Origin of the sequence: Dorea formicigenerans (assembly GCF_025150245.1) — a bacterium.
Classification (GTDB): domain Bacteria; phylum Bacillota; class Clostridia; order Lachnospirales; family Lachnospiraceae; genus Dorea; species Dorea formicigenerans.
Window position 1 is genome coordinate 431,870 of record NZ_CP102279.1, and the last position, 16,923, is coordinate 448,792.

Below are 16,923 nucleotides of genomic sequence, written 5' to 3' on the forward strand. Positions count from 1 at the left end.
ACAGGAAAAGAGGGATTTAATATCGTGGAAGAAGACAGAGAATATAAAGACACAGTGCAAAAGCTGTTTACATTTATTGAAGAGAGCCCGAGTCAGTATCATGCCGTTGATACAATGAGAAAGCATTTGGAAGCGGCTGGCTATGAGCAGCTTTTAGAGAGCGGAGCGTGGAAGCTGAAATCAGGTGGGAAATATTATGTGATCCGCAGTGGTTCATCACTCATTGCATTTCGAATTCCGGCGCAGGATTCTCAGAATTACTGTGGGTTCCAGATTGTGGCGTCCCATAGTGATTCTCCGAGCTTTAAGATTAAAACAAATCCGGAAATGAACGTGGAAGAACATTATGTAAAATTGAATGTTGAAAAATATGGCGGTATGCTCTGTGCACCGTGGTTTGACAGACCACTGTCTGTGGCAGGGCGTCTGATCGTAAAAGAAAATAACAGACTTGTCACGAAGCTGGTCAACGTAGACCGGGATTTGGTCATGATTCCGAATCTGGCTATTCATATGAACCGGGAGGCAAATAAAGGTTACGATTATAACATACAGAAAGATATGCTGCCACTTTACGGTTGCGGCGAAGCAAAAGGAAAATTTATGAAGCAGATTGCAGAGGCGGCAAATGTAAAAGAGGACGCGATTCTTGCAAGTGACCTGTTCCTTTACAATCGCATGAAAGGAAGCATCTGGGGAGCTTGCGAAGAATTCATTTCCAGTCCGAAGCTGGATGATCTTCAGTGCGCATTTTCTTCATTAGAAGCTTTCTTGCAGTCTGAAGAATCTTTGCCATCGGAAAATGTACAGGCAAATGAACAAAGCGAAGTCGATGGAAAAAATGTAATCAATGAAAAAAATGTAATCAATGGAAAAAGTATCCCAGTTCACTGCGTATTCGATAACGAAGAAGTTGGAAGTGGGACAAAACAAGGAGCTGCATCTACATTTCTTGCAGATACACTGATTCGGATTAATCATGCCATGGGACGGGACGAGGCCGGATACAGGCAGAGTATCGCCAACAGCTTTATGCTTTCAGCAGATAATGCTCATGGCGTACACCCGAACCATACCGACAAGGCATGCCCGACGAATCGGCCATATCCGGGAAATGGAGTGGTCATCAAGTACAGCGCCAATCAGAAATATACTACCGATGCAATATCAGCAGCGGTGTTTGAGGAAATTTGCAACCGGGCAAATGTACCGTATCAGATTTACGTGAACCGTTCCGATATACTGGGAGGTTCCACACTCGGGAACATTTCCACGACACAGGTACCAGTCAACACAGTAGACATCGGACTGGCTCAGCTCGCCATGCATTCCCCATATGAGACAGGAAGCGTGAAAGACACAGATTACATGATCCAGGCTATGAAGACATTTTTTGAAGCTTCCGTGCGGCAGACCGAAGATGGATATGAACTCAATTTTCTTTAACAAAGTTAGCAAGAAAAATGTGATTTCGTGTTGAAAGAAGTAAAATTTTATAATAGTTATTATGTAAACTAATAAATGGACAAAGGAGCGGTTTTTTATCTGATTGAGATGGAAGAACCGCTTTTAGAATATAGCTTTTTAAAATGTGGTATGCTATCATGAAAATGTTGTTTTTATACACTACAGGAACGAAAGGGGAACATCATGTTAGAAAAAGTATTTAAACTTAGTGAAAACAAGACCGATGCGAAAACAGAAATACTTGCCGGAATCACAACATTTATGACAATGGCATATATTCTTGCGGTCAATCCAAGCATACTCTCAGCAACGGGTATGGATTCAGGAGCTGTATTTACTGCCACTGCTCTGGCAGCATTTATCGGAACACTGCTCATGGCAATCTTTGCAAACTATCCATTTGCACTGGCACCTGGTATGGGACTGAATGCATATTTTGCATACACAGTCGTATTAGGAATGGGATATAGCTGGGAATATGCACTGACAGCCGTATTTGCAGAAGGAATCATCTTTATTCTTTTGTCTGCAACAAATGTACGAGAAGCTATTTTCAATGCAATCCCACAGAATTTAAAAGCAGCCGTCAGCGTAGGAATCGGACTGTTCATCGCATTCATCGGACTTCAGAATGCAAAAATTGTAATCGGAGGATCTACACTGCTTCAGTTATTCTCCGTAGATAAATATAACGAAGTAAACGGAGTATCCGCGTCATTTAACGATGTAGGAATCACAGTACTCCTTGCAATCATCGGAATTATCGTTACAGGAATTTTAGTAGTAAAGAACATCAAAGGAAATATCCTCTGGGGAATCCTGATCACATGGCTGCTCGGAATCATCTGCCAGTTTACAGGACTTTATGTACCAAATGCAGATCTTGGATTCTATAGCCTGTTGCCAAATTTCAGCAACGGATTATCCATTCCAAGTCTGTCACCAATCTTCTGCAAACTGGACTTCAGCGGAATCTTCTCTCTGAACTTTATAGTCATCTTGTTTGCATTCCTGTTCGTAGACTTATTTGATACGATTGGAACACTGATCGGAGTATCCGCAAAAGCAGACATGCTCGACGAGAACGGAAAACTTCCAAGAATCAAAGGCGCACTTATGGCAGACGCAGTCGCAACAACAGTCGGAGCCGTAATCGGAACATCAACAACAACAACATTTGTAGAAAGCGCATCAGGAGTATCCGAAGGAGGAAGAACCGGACTTACATCAGTCACAACAGCAATCCTTTTCGGACTGTCACTGTTCCTGTCACCAATCTTCCTTGCAATACCATCATTTGCCACAGCACCGGCACTTGTAATTGTAGGACTTTACATGCTCACGAACGTAACAAACATAGATTTCAACGATATGTCAGAAGCAATCCCTTGCTATGTATGCATCATCGCAATGCCATTCTTCTACAGCATCTCCGAAGGAATCTCAATGGGAGTTATCACATACGTGGCACTCAACCTGATCACAGGAAAAGCAAAAGAAAAGAAAGTCAGCATACTCATGTACGTACTGGCAGTATTGTTTGTATTGAAATATGTATTTTTATAAAAAATTGGGGACGGGGTTTTTTCAAAAACAATGTCATTAAGTTAAGGATTTTAGTAGTGTGAAAAGTAGTTTTTTACTTTTTGCACTACTTTTTTTGCCTAAAAGCTTGACAAAACTTCACAAAAGTGTGGCGAAGCCATTTGAATATATTCTTTTTTAGGAGGTTCAAATGGCAAATATTTCTTTTATTGTAAAGCAAAAACTGGAGTCTGCTATAAAAATATTATGCAGAGATTTTTCATCACACGTAAAGCGTCCGGGAAAAGACTTTTCTAGGAATCGTAAACTTCCATTTGAAGAGGTGATTCGATTCCTTCTCCCTCTGCAAGGACAATGTATGGATCAGGAATTATTCCGTCACTTTTCAAAGAAACCACTCTTCTTTTCAACAGACTATTCGGGTATTCCGCATAGTTCCGCTATGATTCAGGCTCGGCAAAAACTTTCAGATTCTGCAATGCCGGCCTTGTTCCATTCGTTTACAGAGACTTGTAAAAAAGGTGCGCTTTTCCAGGGTTACCAACTTCTGGCAATAGATGGTTCCCAGTTTTCTGTCCCGGAAAATCTAAAAGAACCACTATGCTGGCGTAAGATACCCAATATCTCAAAGGGAAGAAATGTGATACATTTAAATGCTATGTACCATCTTCAGAGTGGTATTTTTGAAGATGTCGTTTTTCAGCCAATCTGTGAATGTAATGAGCATAAAGCCCTGGCTCAAATGGTAGACCGCCGGTCTTCTGCGTTTCCTGCTATTTTTATGGCTGATCGGGGATACGAAAGTTATAATACTTTCGCCCATATAGAACAAAAAGGGGATAAATACGTGGTTCGGGGAAGAGAATCAGGTACAGGTATCTGTTCTGGTCTGAATCTTCCTGATACAGAAGAATACGATATCGAAAAAGAACTTTATATCTGTAAAAAACATAGCAAAAAAGTAAAAACAAACCCACGAAAATATAAACGAATTCGCAGTGATGCAACATTTGATTTTTTCACAGACGATTGTGAGGAATATCGATTAAATCTTAGAATTGTAAAAATAAAACTCTCTGAAACCACAACTGAAGTACTGTTTACAAATCTTTCTAAAGAGAAATTTTCGGCAGATGATTTAAAACGGTTATATCATATGCGCTGGGGAATTGAAACTGCATTTGACCAGTTAAAATATGCGCTTGGCGCTGCATCTGTTCATTCTAAGAACTCAGAATTAATCATACAAGAATTGTATGGAAAGCTAATTATGTTCAATTTTTGTAAAACTATAGTTGGTGGAATTGCGGTAAAACAGCAGGAATACTGGAAATATGAATATAAATTGAATATAAAAATGGCAATGTGTATTTGTAGAGAATTCTGGTGCTCCCAGACTTTAGCAGCACCAGAGGTTGAAAAAATGTTGCTGAACTATCTTGTCCCCATAAGGGATAACCGGACTTTTCCACGAGATACGGTTAAAAAGTCAGCAATAGCATTCAATAGTAGGATAGCATAAGATTGTAAAAATGAAAATAGGAACCATGAGAAAGCAGGGATTTTTCGCTGCTTACTTGTAGTATCCTTGAAAAACAAGAAGCCTTGACAATCCATAAAAAAGAAGTGTCAAAGCCTCAATAATTACAATTTTATCCTTAACTTAATGACATTGTTTTCAAAAAAACCCCGTCCCCAATTTCACTTCAACCTGTCCCTTTTTAAATTGTGTCAAAATTCCAACCGCCATTTTCCGGGCTTTCCTAAAATTCCAACCTGTCCCTTTTTGAATTGTGTATAATCTGGCTCCAAATTGTTTTTTCGCCATGGCTTCTGACCCCATCGCGTCTGCGGATTGCATAAAAGGTCGACTCCCATTTTGTCTCGGAAAGTGGAAGAACGTCTACATTCCGGTTTTTGAAGATATCCAGATATGGCAGGACAGAGATGCCAAATCCGTGTTCAATCATATTTAAAATCACTTCTATTTCTTCAGCTTCGCAGGCAGGGGCTGCAGAAATTTGATAATCTTTGTAAATTTGTTCCTGAAGCTTTCGCATTGGGCTTGTCCGTGTGAAGAAAATCTGTGGGTATGTAGTAATATCACGAAAGGTGAAAGCTTCTTTTGATATTAATTCATGTCCTTTTGGAACGACGATTCCAACATAGGATTTTTGAACAGGGCAGTATTCAAATAGTTCTGATGAGGGCTGTCCGGAGCAAAAGCCAAGATCATAAGTCATAGTTTCCAGACCGTGAAGAATATCCGGGGTCATTCCATTGTAAATTGCAAATGGAAACTTCAAAGAACAGGATTGGATCAGTTCCGGAATGAAGCTTCTGGCCAGGGGATAGACGCTGGCAATCCGGATGATTTTATCTTCTCGGTGGAAGTCAGAGATGGTCTGTTCTAATTCGTCCAAGTTGTTTAAAATGACATCTATATATTTTTTTATTTCTAGTCCATAAGGGCTAAGTCGTACATTTCTACCGGTTTTCTCAAAAAGTGGAAGTCCATAGTCTTTTTCCAAAGAATGAATTGCATGGCTGAGTCCCGGCTGGGAAATGTTTAATTCTTTTGCAGCATTTCCATAATGTTGGAGTTCTGCAAGAGTGGAAAAGTAGCGAAGGTAATCGGTGTTCATAAATAATCCTTTCAGTTATATGTGTCAAGAGGTCCTATGATGCCTGCGGATTGTTTCGCGCTGCGCACTCTCACAATCCTACCCAATATTATACTATATTCATTCTAAAATAGAATAGATATATTCGAAAAATACATTAGTATTTATGAATTCTTGGGTCTATACTAAAATACGGTCAGCAAAATCTGACTGAAATTATACAGAAAAATTAACATTCAAGAATGCCTCGGCATTCTTGCTGCGAGGTGCGCGTCATGCAATGCATGACATACTTCTACTGCGCACCTCTGCAAGTCTACACTCCGTTTCGGTCGGCGCAAAACCATTGTCCACCGGACAATGTGCGCCCTGCCGGAGGCTATATCAGATGTATGCAGTAAAAGTATATGAGGCGTATATCACAACAAGATTAAAAGAAAAGAGGATTATCATGAATAAAAAATATCTCCCTGGAGAACTGGCTCTTTGCATCGTACTGATCATCAACAGTCTTGGAGTGTGCCTGATGGCAAAGAGTGGCTTTGGAATTTCAACGATTTCATCTGTGCCATTTGTATTCAATAAAGTATTTCCGGCACTGTCGTTTGGAACATGGAATTACATTTTCCAGACAATGCTCGTATTAACACTTATGATTTTAAAGAAAGCATTTTGTTTCGAATATATCTTTTCCTTTGTTGTAGGAATCGGTTTTGGGAAAATGATTGATGTCCACGATGCGTGGCTGGCACTTCTGCCAAATACAATGGCGTTAAATGTACTGTATTTTGCATTGGGATTTTTGATTATCGGCTTTGGAATCGCACTGGCGAATCGCTGTATGCTTCCGATTATTCCGACGGATACATTTCCAAGGGATATGTCAGAGATTCTGAACAAACCATATAAATATGTGAAGACCACATTTGACTTGTGTTGTCTGACTACAACACTGGTACTTTCCATTGGAATCCTTCACGGACTTCACGGTGTAGGAATCGGAACAGTGCTCTGCGCATTCATTACAGGAAAGACCGTATCCATGTTTCAGAAAGTGTTAGATGACCATGTTGTATTCTATCGCGCGGTAATTCGTCCGACGAAGCCGGAGATATCCGGACGGACGGTGTAAGATGGATTCTCTAAAAACTAGAACTTCGATATAGAAATAAGTTTCAGAGACATTGCTTTTTTGAAAAAAAGTTATGCCTCTTTTTTTAATCAAAAAGGAAAACAAAATATTTAATAAGATTTTTAGTGAATATATACAAGTCTATGATATACTTTTTGTTAATTCTGACTGTTTAGATAGGAATGATGAGAAGGTGAAAAATAATGCAATAGATTATAACAATAAAAAGGCTTAATCATACAAATAATCAATTTGCCAATTATATGAAGAGGAGAATACAATATAGATGTTATCAATATTATATAGGAGGAAATAGAGAAATGAAAAAGAAACTAATTGGAATGATGCTTGTACTTGCAATGATGGCGTCTCTGCTTACAGCATGTGGAAAGTCTAATTCAAGTTCAGACAGCAACTCAACAAAAAAGGCAAAAAGTGAAAGCAGCGAAAACTTAACATCTGATGGTAAGGCAAAGAAAGCTTGTTATATTACAAATTCACCATTAGGTAACGACTTCACAGATTCTATTTGGTCTGGTTTTCAGGCTATGAAAGATAAGGGCTGGGAGGTTAAGAGTATTGAAGTTAGTGAAGAAGGCGAGTATGCAGAGCAGATTCGTGCCATGGCAGCAGAAGGATACACTGCAATCTTCACAATGTTTGATGAAGTAAGTGACGTGGCGTTAGAGCTTGCAGACGAGCTGAAAGAGGAGTATCCAGACCTTCATATTTTCATGCTTGATACATATATGGAGCACGATAAAACAAATTGCACAAGTGTTTCAGTAGATCCGTTCGAGTCATCATTCGTTGCAGGTTTCGTGGCAGCAAATATGACACAGACTGGAACAGTAGGATGGATTGGACATTCTGATATTCTCAAAATTTGGAGATTCAGAGATGGATTTAAAGCTGGGGTAGCTTATGCAAATAATGGAACACAGGTTGTGACCGCATTTACAGGAGATTATAAAGATCCTGTAAAAGGACAGGAGACAGCAAAAGCAATGATTGATGAGTACCCGGTAGATATTATTTATCAGTGTGATTATCTTGGAGGAAGTGGCGTCATTTCCGCATGTGCAGATGCTGGTATCAAATGTATCGGTGTAGATGACTGGCAGGGTGGAATTGATAAATGTGTATTCTGGTCAGCAATCAAAGCTATGAATGTAGCAGTAGAGTCTATTCTTCAGGATGTAGATGACGGAAGAGAATTTCCTACGGCAATTAACTTTGACTTAAGTTCAGGCGGTAGAGTTTATGATGATCGTGACTGGAATAACATTCCAAAAGATCTTCAGGATAAAGTAACAGAACTTATCAATGGAATCAAATCTGGAGATGTAGATGTTTACGCAGGATTTGATGAGTACAGATTACAGTACTAAGAATAAGTATAATTAGCAGTGATAAGATGGCGGTTCTTTTTATAAGAATCGCCATTTGTTCTAACGAAAGAAGACAGTGGAGACGGTATGGAGAGCAACGAATATATTCTTGAATTAAATAATATATATAAGCAGTTTGGCAACTTAATTGCGAATAATCACGTAAGCATTAAAATAAAAAGAAATTCCATCCATGCCATAGTGGGAGAAAATGGTGCGGGGAAAAGCACATTGATGAATATATTGACCTGTGTTTATAAGATGGATGCAGGAAAGATTCTCTTAAATGGAAAAGAAGTACATTTCCATTCACCCAAGGATGCAGCAAAGGCCGGTATCGGTATGGTACATCAGGAGTTCATGCTTTATAAAGGAATGACCGTATTAGAAAATATTATACTGGGAACAGAAAGAAGTCATATAGGTTTCCTAAATAAAAAAAGAGACTATAAAGATATTGAAGAAATCAGTAATAAATATCATTTTCAGCTTCCATTGAAGGAAAAAATTGATGAATTACCGGTTGCTATGTTGCAGCAGATTGAAATTGTAAAAGTATTGTACAGAGAAGCGGAAATATTTATTTTTGATGAGCCGACTTCAGTACTTACGCCACAGGGAGTGAAAGGCTTATTTCAGGCATTTCAGTTTTTGAAAGAGAAAGGAAAGACAATCATATTTATCACGCATAAGCTTCAGGAAGTTCTTGAAATTGCAGATTATGTGACAGTTCTAAAAGATGGAAAAGCAATTGGAACAAGAAAAAACGAGGGACTTACTGAGGAGATACTTGCAAGTATGATGGTTGGACGTGAGGTCATGCTTCATGCAAATAAACCGGCATGTGAAAGCGGTGAGATTATTTTAAGCGTCAATCATTTGTCGGTGAAAGATTTTAATAATATTTTGCGAGTGGATGATGTGTCTTTTGATATTCACGAAGGAGAAATCGTTGGTATAGCAGGAGTTGCTGGATCAGGACAGAGCGAAATTGCAGCGACTCTTATGGGACTTGTTTCGCCAGAGCCGGACAGTGAAATCTGTTTTCTGGGAAAGGATATAAAGAATAAAAGTGTAAGAGAAAGAAGAGCTTTAGGAATAGGATATGTACCGCAAGATCGTATGAAAAATGGAATCAATAGACAGGGAACAGTCTGGGAAAATGCAATTATGGGATATCATTTGCAGCATGGAGTAAAAAAGAGTGGTGTCATAAATTTTAAGGAAGTACATGATTTTACAGATGATGTGGTAAATCAATATAGTGTAAAAGTGCAGAAAGATGAAGATATTGCCGGTACTTTGTCAGGAGGAAATATACAGAAACTGATTGTTGGAAGGGAATTTTCTCAAGATAAGAAGTTGTTGATTATTGAGGATCCAACCAGAGGAATTGATGTGGGAGCTATTGAATTTATCTGGAAAAAGATTATTGATATTTCGAGGAAAGGAGCTGCGGTTCTGCTTATCAGTCATGAATTGAATGAAGTTATGCAGTTATCAGACCGGATATTGATTGCATACAATAAAAAATTGCAGGCTCCAAAGAATTCAACTTCTCTTTCAGAAGAAGAAATAGGATTATTGATGGCAGGAGGAAAGATAAGTGAGCAGTAAATGGAAAGAAAAATGGAAAGATATGCGAATGATCTGCCTACAGTATGTGATTGCATTGCTCCTTACGTTAGCGTTGGGAGCACTTCTGATCTATCGTCTGGGGGAGCAGCCAATGACTGCTGTTTATTACATCTGGGATGGGGCTTTTGGGAGCCTTTACAAATTTGGCAGTACATTAAGATGGATGACTCCATGCCTTTTTACCGGAATTGCAGTATCATTTGCATTTAAATCAGGAATCTTTAATTGTGGAATTCAGGGACAAGTATACATGGGGGCAATCACAGCGGCTACGATAGGTTATGCAGTGCCGATGCCAGCCGGAATTCATGCGTTTGTTTGTATCGCAGCAGCAGGGATTGTCGGAATGCTATGGGCATTGATTCCTGCAATTATGAGATTATATTTTAAAATAGACGAAGTTATTACTTCGCTGATGTTTTGCTTTATTGCAACCTATATTACTTCATATATTGTAATCTGGAAAATTATTGGTGGAAAAGCAGATTCTATGGCATCACAGGCAAATGCGTCACCACAGATTATGGACACAGCAAGAATTCCGAAGCTAATCAAGGGAACAGAATTAAATTGTGGAATGTTGTTTGGATTAGTGATAGTAATCGTTATCTTTTTAATCTATAAACATACAAAAATTGGATATGAGCTGAAGCAGATAGGTCAAAATATAGAGTTCTGCAAAGCAGGAGGAGTCAATACAACAAAGTTATTCCTTGGAGTATTTTTGATTTCCGGATTGATTTCCGGATTGTGTGGTGGAATCGAAGTATCTGGTTCTTATGGAAGATTTAATACAAATTTCAGTAGTAATATCGGATGGGATGGAATTATGATTGCCAGAGTGGCAGGGAATAACCCACTTGGAGTGATTGCTGTTTCGTTTGTCTGGGGTGCTTTAAAAGCAGGAGCAATGAATATGGAACGCCTTACAACATTGAACCGACTTACAGTTAATATTATTCAGATGTTTTTTGTATTATTGATATCTGTTGATTTTAAAGCATTGTGGAAACGTTTTGGTGTTTACAGACAACGTCGGAAGATTAAAAAGATGGAGGAAACAGTATGATAAAAATATTATTTGGAACGATTACTCTGTCTGCAACATTAAGACTTGCGACTCCGATTATCATAGCAGCTGTAGGAGGAAGTTTTTCACATAAAGCGGGTACTTTTAACATTGCATTCGAATGTTTTATGTTATTTGGCGCATTTTTTGGAGCATATGGAAGTTATCTGACGGGTAGTCCGATGGCAGGAGCGCTGCTGGCGGCTGTTTCGGGAGGGGTACTTTCTCTTGTATTTGGATTATTTGTATTTATTTTAAAGGCAAACCCGATGATTATCAGTATTGCTATGAATAACGGAGCCTGGGCAGTCACGACGCTTATGTTGACACTGGTATGGGGAGTCAGAGGATCCTTTGTAAGCCCGGAAATTGTTAGTTTTAAAACACTGGATATTCCAGTACTTCGAAATATTCCTTACATAAAGAATATTGCAAATAACCAGATTATACTTGTGTATATGGCATATGCAATTATTATCATCGGAACAATTATTATGTATAAGACAAAGTTCGGACTGCGAGTCAGAGGAATCGGTATCAATGATGTGGCAGCCCAGACCGCTGGTGTAAATGTTGGAGCGACTAAGTGGATTGCGCTGATTATTATGGGAACAATGGTTGCTTTTGCAGGAGCCTACTGTCCATTGTGTGGGTTAAGTACATTTTCAGAAAATATGACAGCAGGAAGAGGATTCCTGGCGTATGCATCAGTACTTGTTGGAGATGGAAATCCACTGGTCAGTGGTTTGATAGCGGTAGTTTTTGCATACGCAGATGCATTAATGCTTACACTGACACAAAAAGGATATCCAACACAGTTGATTCAAACATTTCCTTATGTAGCAGTTATTATTGTATTATTTGTAACAAATATAAAGAATTTTAAAAAGAGTGCAAGTGTGTAAGAAAATGGCAGGTGATGTAAATGAAAAATTTATTTAAAAGACTTCCTACTTTTTCAGCAGATTACAGTGGCGTATGCAATGCCATACAGCATATGCGCTGTCTGATAATACTACATGGTCAGGGAGGATGCATTGGCGGAGTGAGTACATGTGATGACTTTGAAAAAGAAAAGAATGAAGAACGCATTTTATTTACAAAGATATCAGAAATTGATACTGTGACCGGAAATGATCGTAAAATTCTAAATCAGATTGTCTTAGATTCACAGGAGATAGAGCATGATTTTATTGTTATAGCAGGTTCTCCAATTCCAATGCTGATTGGTACAGACTGGAAAGCATGGGTGAGAGAATTGGAAGAAGCTACAGGAAAACCTGTGATTGCGATGAATACCAAAGGATTTTTAACTTATGAGGAGGGAGAAAAGGCAGTTTTTCTGGAATTGGAAAAAAAATTTTCCAAACCGGCAAAAAAAGAAAATCGTGTGAATATTATTGGGGATACGTGTTTGTCCGGCTGGACAGAGGACAGGCGGACAAACTTAAAAAGCAACCTGCAAAGACAATACGATAAAGTCATTTCATGGAATGATAATGCTGGGATAGACGAGTTACAGAAGATGTGTAGTGCCAGTATAAATATTGTGGCATCTGTCTCAGCACTTCCGACAGTCAGGAAGCTGGAAGAGGATTATGGAGTTCCATATATGATAGCAGAGGAGGAGTTAAAAGAGATAAAGGGAATGGAAGTATTTAATAAGACAGGATCTATTTTACTGGTTGGAGAACAGGTGATTATGAATCAATACAGAAAACAATTCCGAAAAAATGGATATACGGGTCGAATTTCCGTATGCAATTTCTTTGAGATGAATCCAGAATGGATGGAAGAAGGAGACTGCCGTCTGGAGGGCGAAGATGACTATATAAAATACCTCAAAGAGCAGGAAGGTTATGAATATATTGTTGGAGATTCGCTGTTGGAACAGTTTGGGGGATATCAAAAGGAATTTATAAATGTACCGCAAATTGCACTGAGTGGAAGATTATTAAATGACAGGTGATATGTGAAAAAGATTTTGAAGCGGGAGCGAGAAATATGAGTACAAGATCAATTTTTAGTATTGAGGAAGTTTATCAGTCAATTAAAGAGGAAAAAAATTTGACAGAAAGTCATCTTGGCGTTCCGGGAAATTCAAAAGGTTGTGGAGGAATTATAGATATTGCATTGATGATTCCGGAATCAGTGGTGCTATTTGTAGCACCACTCGGGTGTGCGCGTCATGTGACAACTCACAGCTGGCAGCGGGATGGCAGAGTATTTGCACTGGCATTAGATGAGGCAGAAGTTGTAACTGGTGCACATCTCAACACCATTGAACAGGCAATTTTGGAGATTTATGATGATTGCAGAAATAAGCCAAAACTGCTAACTATATGTGGTTCCTGTATTGATCGTTTGATGGCATCGGATTTTGAAATGGTGGCAGATCGGTTATATGGACAGATGCCTGGAAGAATCCTGGTCATCTGGATGGACCCAGTAGTAGGAAGAAAGGAACATTGCCAGGTCAGATGCTGGGATAAAGTTTATTCTATGTGGAGGACAGGTGAAAAGAAAAACCTGTCAGTGAATCTTATAGGTCGTCTGTATCCACTGGCACAGAATAGTGAACTTCCACAATTACTGAAAAAAGCTGGAGTCGAGAACGTAAAGCATATGGCTGAGTGTGAAACACTGGAAGAGTTTTATGAGATGGGAGATGCATCATTAAATATTCTTGGAAGTAATCTTGGTGAGAAAGCGGCAAAAAAACTGCAGAAAACAAAAGGGATTCCGTATATAAAATGTCAGCCAACATTATCGGTAGAAAAAGTGCATAATATGTACAGGCAACTGGAAGATATTTTAAAAATTAAAATCTGTGATGAAGAAATTTATAGATTCACGAAAAAAGAAGTGGAACGATTCAAAAATGAGCGCAAAAACAATCCGGTACATATGGCAATAGGAGAAGCTTATGCGAGCCATGAAGATGCTTTTTCCATGGCAAAGGAGATTGCAGAATTAGGAATTAGTGTTGACTGGATTTATTCCGATGGGAAATTTAGTGGAAAAGCGGAACAGATTACCTGGCTGTATGAAAATCAGAAAAATGCAAAAATTTTGCTATTATCACATCCGGGCAGCAGGAAAATGATGCTAGATCCGCCAGAAGTGGATGTGGCATGGGGGATGAATGAAAAGTGGTTTTTAAAGAAAAAGAATAATCATTGGATTGATGTAGAAAGCAGACCAATAGACTGTGATTATGCTAGTGTTTTATGGTTTATAAATGTTGTAGAAAATGAATTGAAAAGAAGGAAAGATAAATGAAAAAGATTGCAATTTATGGAAAGGGTGGAATTGGAAAATCCACAGTGACAGGAAATCTGGCGGTAGCATTTGCGCAGACTGGGTATCGGGTGCTTCAGATTGGCTGTGACCCCAAGGCAGATTCTACAATGAACATAGTAGGAGAACAGGGAATAGAACCTGTCATGGATGTTCTGCGAGGTGGGAATATACATCCAGCATTGGAGGATATTTGTAAAGTCGGATTTGCAGGAGTATACTGTGTAGAGGCAGGAGGACCAATTCCGGGAATGGGATGCGCAGGTCGAGGAATCATTACAACATTCGAATTACTGGAAGAGCTGGAAGCATTTGAAAAAATTAATCCGGACATTGTATTATTTGATGTTCTGGGTGATGTTGTTTGTGGAGGATTTGCAGCACCGATTAGAGAAAATTACGCAGATGAGGTAATCATTGTTACCTCCGGTGAGAAAATGTCCCTATATGCAGCAGGGAATATTGTAAAGGCGGTAAAATCTTTTGAGACTCGTGGATATGCGTCGGTGAAAGGCGTCATATTAAACCGACGGAATGTTGAAGATGAAGAAGTGGAAGTTGTCAGATTTTTAGAGGAAAACGAATTACCACTATTAGGTGATATCCCACGTGATAATTTGATTCAGCAGTGCGAGAAGAAATCACAGACTGTGTTGGAAGGAGCAAAAGAGTCAGAGGTGGCGGAAATGTTTCGATATCTTGCAAAGAAGATAGTGGAGGAATAATTATGATTCACAGAATTTTGTCACTTGGAACGATTGCAGTCGATACAATGCTTTATATTGACAAAATGCCAGGAAAAGATGGATTTGGACATGTATATTCTGAAAAAGTTGTTCCAGGAGGCAGCAGTGCAAATGTCGCTGTTGCAGTAAAAGAATTAGGAAATATAGTTTTACAGTCAGGGAAAATAGCAGATGATTCATTTGGAGTTATTATTGAAAACAATCTGAAAGAAGAAGGAATTGATACAAGATATCTGGTGACAGAACCAGGTGGGGAATCTTTACATACGTATATTGTTGTGGATAAATCAGGAGAGCATTTTATTCTAGCAAATTCCGGAAACTGTGTAATGAATCTTGAAAAAGAAGAAATACCAGACCAGTTGTTTGAAGATATTGATTTATTTTATACAGATCTTGCATCTCCAAGGGCAGCAGTTTATATTGCTGGAGAATGTTACAGGAGAGAAATTCCGGTTGTGTATAATCTTCAGAATCCACCATCTATGGATCAAGGGGTAACATCAGAAGTTATAGATGAAATGTTGGAATATACCAGTTTATTTATTACAGGTAAAGCCACAATCTGTGCGACAACAGGAGTAGATGACCCAGTTCAGGCAGTGAAGACATTTATCGGAGAGCACCATCTTCCAGACGGATTCATCTGCACCCAGGGATGTGCTGGGGCAGACTGGTTTGCAGAAGAAGAATACCATTGTGGTATCTGTGAAGTAGACAGTGTCGATACGACCGGAGCCGGAGATGCATATATTGCTGCAATTATGGATTCTTATTACTGTGAACAGAAATCAAAGCAGGAAAGTATGAAAGATGCGGCAGTTGTTGCAGCATTAAAGACAATGCAGACAGGACCGCGTTTTAGCATGGACAGAGAAAAACTAGAAGAAGTGAGAACGATGTATATATCGTAAAAATGATTGGTGGAAGAATTATGAATGAAAAATATCTGGTGGAAAGTTGTTTACTTACACATGGCCTTCGTTCTGTTACAGATGAAGAGATGATGCAGACATGGCAGGGAGTAAATGCGACATTTGCTTGGATAGATAAAGGAAAAATACAAACTGGTTCTGTGGAACAATTCATAGAATTTCGAAAAAGAAAGATTAAGCTCAGAGTAAATTACAAAAATATAGATGAGATGCTGGAGAAAAAGGTCCCGGGAGCATTAACTGCGTCAGGAACAATGGAAGCATGCCGGAGATTAGAAATTCCGACAGCTGTGACATGTGGAATTGGAGGAATCGGAAATGTTCCGGGAGAAAAAATTTGCACAGATCTGCCTGCCTTGGCAGAAATTCCGGTAAATCTTGTTGCAACATCTCCAAAGGATATGATAAATATTCCACAGACATTTACATGGCTTCGAGAAAGAGGTGTAAAAATTTTCGGATATCATACTGATTACTGTACAGGATATGTATTTTACAGCGCACATGAGAAATTGGACGGAACGTTTGATACAGTACCAATGGAGCGGACAGGCAAAACATTACTTTTAAATCCAATACCGATGGAAGATAGAATTCAGGATAATCAGATTCTGGAACAGGCTGTAAAAGAAGCATTTGAGGCAGTGAAAAGAGGTGAGTATTTTCATCCGGCTGCCAATGGAGCAATAGACAAACTGACAGACGGAAAAGCTTCTTATATTCAACTAGCATCTATTGTAGAAAATGCAAAACTTGCAGAAAACATAGCAAAAACCCGTTAGCCTTTCGACCAACGGGTTTTTGTTGTTGTTATAGTTATCTAAAGGAATGAGAGTAAGTGCTTTCGCACTTTATGAGGGGGAGATAGTTGATTTATGTCTCTCAACTATCTGACTTTATTATAGCCAAGAATTATGTCTAAAATATGTTAAAACAATAAAACAAATCTGAAATTTCTTATGAAAACCTTAAGAAAACAGGAAAGCAGGTTAAGAAACATATAACAGACTGGATAAATACGTATTCAATGCGTAAGGACTTTTGCAACTGGTAAAGGTTCTTGCACCTGGTAAGAT

At 38.8% G+C, this 16,923-nt stretch carries 14 protein-coding genes; 13 read left to right on the forward strand and 1 reads right to left on the reverse strand.

Going from position 1 to position 16,923, the window contains the following annotated elements; translation table 11 throughout:
• Nucleotides 1-24: 24 nt before the first annotated feature.
• The 3 genes from NQ560_RS02230 (at nt 25) to NQ560_RS02240 (ending at nt 4,534) form a co-directional block, all read left to right on the forward strand.
• Nucleotides 25-1,446, forward strand: a complete 1,422-nt coding sequence (locus tag NQ560_RS02230) for a M18 family aminopeptidase (protein ID WP_005332206.1) — start codon at nt 25-27, stop codon at nt 1,444-1,446.
• Nucleotides 1,447-1,650: 204 nt separating this feature from the next.
• Entirely contained in the window at nt 1,651-3,033 is a 1,383-nt protein-coding gene (locus NQ560_RS02235) for an NCS2 family permease (protein ID WP_005332204.1), read from the forward strand.
• Nucleotides 3,034-3,202: 169 nt separating this feature from the next.
• The gene (locus NQ560_RS02240; protein WP_005331271.1) at nt 3,203-4,534 is read left to right on the forward strand and encodes an IS4 family transposase; all 1,332 of its coding nucleotides are present in this window, start codon (nt 3,203-3,205) and stop codon (nt 4,532-4,534) included.
• A 241-nt stretch (nt 4,535-4,775) separates the two neighbouring features.
• Here NQ560_RS02240 and NQ560_RS02245 read toward each other — a convergent pair whose 3' ends face one another.
• Nucleotides 4,776-5,657, reverse strand: coding sequence for a LysR family transcriptional regulator (locus NQ560_RS02245; protein ID WP_005332202.1), 882 nt, complete (start codon nt 5,655-5,657; stop codon nt 4,776-4,778).
• Between the two features lie 367 nt (nt 5,658-6,024).
• Here NQ560_RS02245 and NQ560_RS02250 point away from each other — a divergent pair, with 367 nt between their 5' ends.
• From NQ560_RS02250 to NQ560_RS02295, 10 genes are all read left to right on the forward strand, one after another.
• Nucleotides 6,025-6,768, forward strand: a complete 744-nt coding sequence (locus NQ560_RS02250; RefSeq protein ID WP_005332200.1) for a DUF6198 family protein — start codon at nt 6,025-6,027, stop codon at nt 6,766-6,768.
• A gap of 320 nt (nt 6,769-7,088) precedes the next feature.
• On the forward strand, nt 7,089-8,159 hold the full coding sequence (locus tag NQ560_RS02255) for a BMP family ABC transporter substrate-binding protein (protein WP_052302914.1): 1,071 nt from the start codon (nt 7,089-7,091) through the stop codon (nt 8,157-8,159).
• Between the two features lie 87 nt (nt 8,160-8,246).
• Nucleotides 8,247-9,776 carry an ABC transporter ATP-binding protein gene (locus NQ560_RS02260; protein ID WP_005332184.1) on the forward strand — a complete coding sequence of 510 codons (1,530 nt, stop codon included), beginning with the start codon at nt 8,247-8,249 and terminating at the stop codon, nt 9,774-9,776.
• A complete protein-coding gene (locus tag NQ560_RS02265; RefSeq protein WP_005332183.1) occupies nt 9,766-10,866 on the forward strand; it encodes an ABC transporter permease in 1,101 nt (366 codons plus the stop codon). Before NQ560_RS02260 ends, NQ560_RS02265 begins: the two co-directional genes overlap by 11 nt.
• Complete coding sequence (locus NQ560_RS02270) at nt 10,863-11,771, forward strand: ABC transporter permease (protein ID WP_005332182.1); 909 nt, start codon at nt 10,863-10,865, stop codon at nt 11,769-11,771. Before NQ560_RS02265 ends, NQ560_RS02270 begins: the two co-directional genes overlap by 4 nt.
• A gap of 20 nt (nt 11,772-11,791) precedes the next feature.
• Nucleotides 11,792-12,835: a nitrogenase component 1 gene (locus tag NQ560_RS02275; protein WP_005332181.1), complete on the forward strand. Its 1,044-nt coding sequence runs from the start codon at nt 11,792-11,794 to the stop codon at nt 12,833-12,835.
• Between the two features lie 35 nt (nt 12,836-12,870).
• Nucleotides 12,871-14,148: a nitrogenase component 1 gene (locus tag NQ560_RS02280; protein WP_117607070.1), complete on the forward strand. Its 1,278-nt coding sequence runs from the start codon at nt 12,871-12,873 to the stop codon at nt 14,146-14,148.
• Entirely contained in the window at nt 14,145-14,891 is a 747-nt protein-coding gene (locus tag NQ560_RS02285; protein WP_005332179.1) for a nucleotide-binding protein, read from the forward strand. The genes NQ560_RS02280 and NQ560_RS02285 overlap by 4 nt, the downstream gene beginning before the upstream one ends.
• Nucleotides 14,892-14,893: 2 nt before the next feature.
• The gene (locus NQ560_RS02290) at nt 14,894-15,826 is read left to right on the forward strand and encodes a carbohydrate kinase family protein (RefSeq protein ID WP_005332178.1); all 933 of its coding nucleotides are present in this window, start codon (nt 14,894-14,896) and stop codon (nt 15,824-15,826) included.
• 20 nt (nt 15,827-15,846) lie between these two features.
• On the forward strand, nt 15,847-16,629 hold the full coding sequence (locus NQ560_RS02295) for a pseudouridine-5'-phosphate glycosidase (protein WP_161597500.1): 783 nt from the start codon (nt 15,847-15,849) through the stop codon (nt 16,627-16,629).
• Nucleotides 16,630-16,923: the final 294 nt, after the last annotated feature.

Coding starts and splice junctions, on each gene's coding strand:
- NQ560_RS02235 (WP_005332204.1), top strand. CDS start 1,651: ATGTTAGAAAAAGTATTTAAACTTAGTGAAAACAAGACCGATGCGAAA.
- NQ560_RS02240 (WP_005331271.1), top strand. CDS start 3,203: ATGGCAAATATTTCTTTTATTGTAAAGCAAAAACTGGAGTCTGCTATA.
- NQ560_RS02245 (WP_005332202.1), bottom strand. CDS start 5,657: ATGAACACCGATTACCTTCGCTACTTTTCCACTCTTGCAGAACTCCAA.
- NQ560_RS02250 (WP_005332200.1), top strand. CDS start 6,025: ATGTATGCAGTAAAAGTATATGAGGCGTATATCACAACAAGATTAAAA.
- NQ560_RS02255 (WP_052302914.1), top strand. CDS start 7,089: ATGAAAAAGAAACTAATTGGAATGATGCTTGTACTTGCAATGATGGCG.
- NQ560_RS02260 (WP_005332184.1), top strand. CDS start 8,247: ATGGAGAGCAACGAATATATTCTTGAATTAAATAATATATATAAGCAG.
- NQ560_RS02270 (WP_005332182.1), top strand. CDS start 10,863: ATGATAAAAATATTATTTGGAACGATTACTCTGTCTGCAACATTAAGA.
- NQ560_RS02275 (WP_005332181.1), top strand. CDS start 11,792: ATGAAAAATTTATTTAAAAGACTTCCTACTTTTTCAGCAGATTACAGT.
- NQ560_RS02280 (WP_117607070.1), top strand. CDS start 12,871: ATGAGTACAAGATCAATTTTTAGTATTGAGGAAGTTTATCAGTCAATT.
- NQ560_RS02285 (WP_005332179.1), top strand. CDS start 14,145: ATGAAAAAGATTGCAATTTATGGAAAGGGTGGAATTGGAAAATCCACA.
- NQ560_RS02290 (WP_005332178.1), top strand. CDS start 14,894: ATGATTCACAGAATTTTGTCACTTGGAACGATTGCAGTCGATACAATG.
- NQ560_RS02295 (WP_161597500.1), top strand. CDS start 15,847: ATGAATGAAAAATATCTGGTGGAAAGTTGTTTACTTACACATGGCCTT.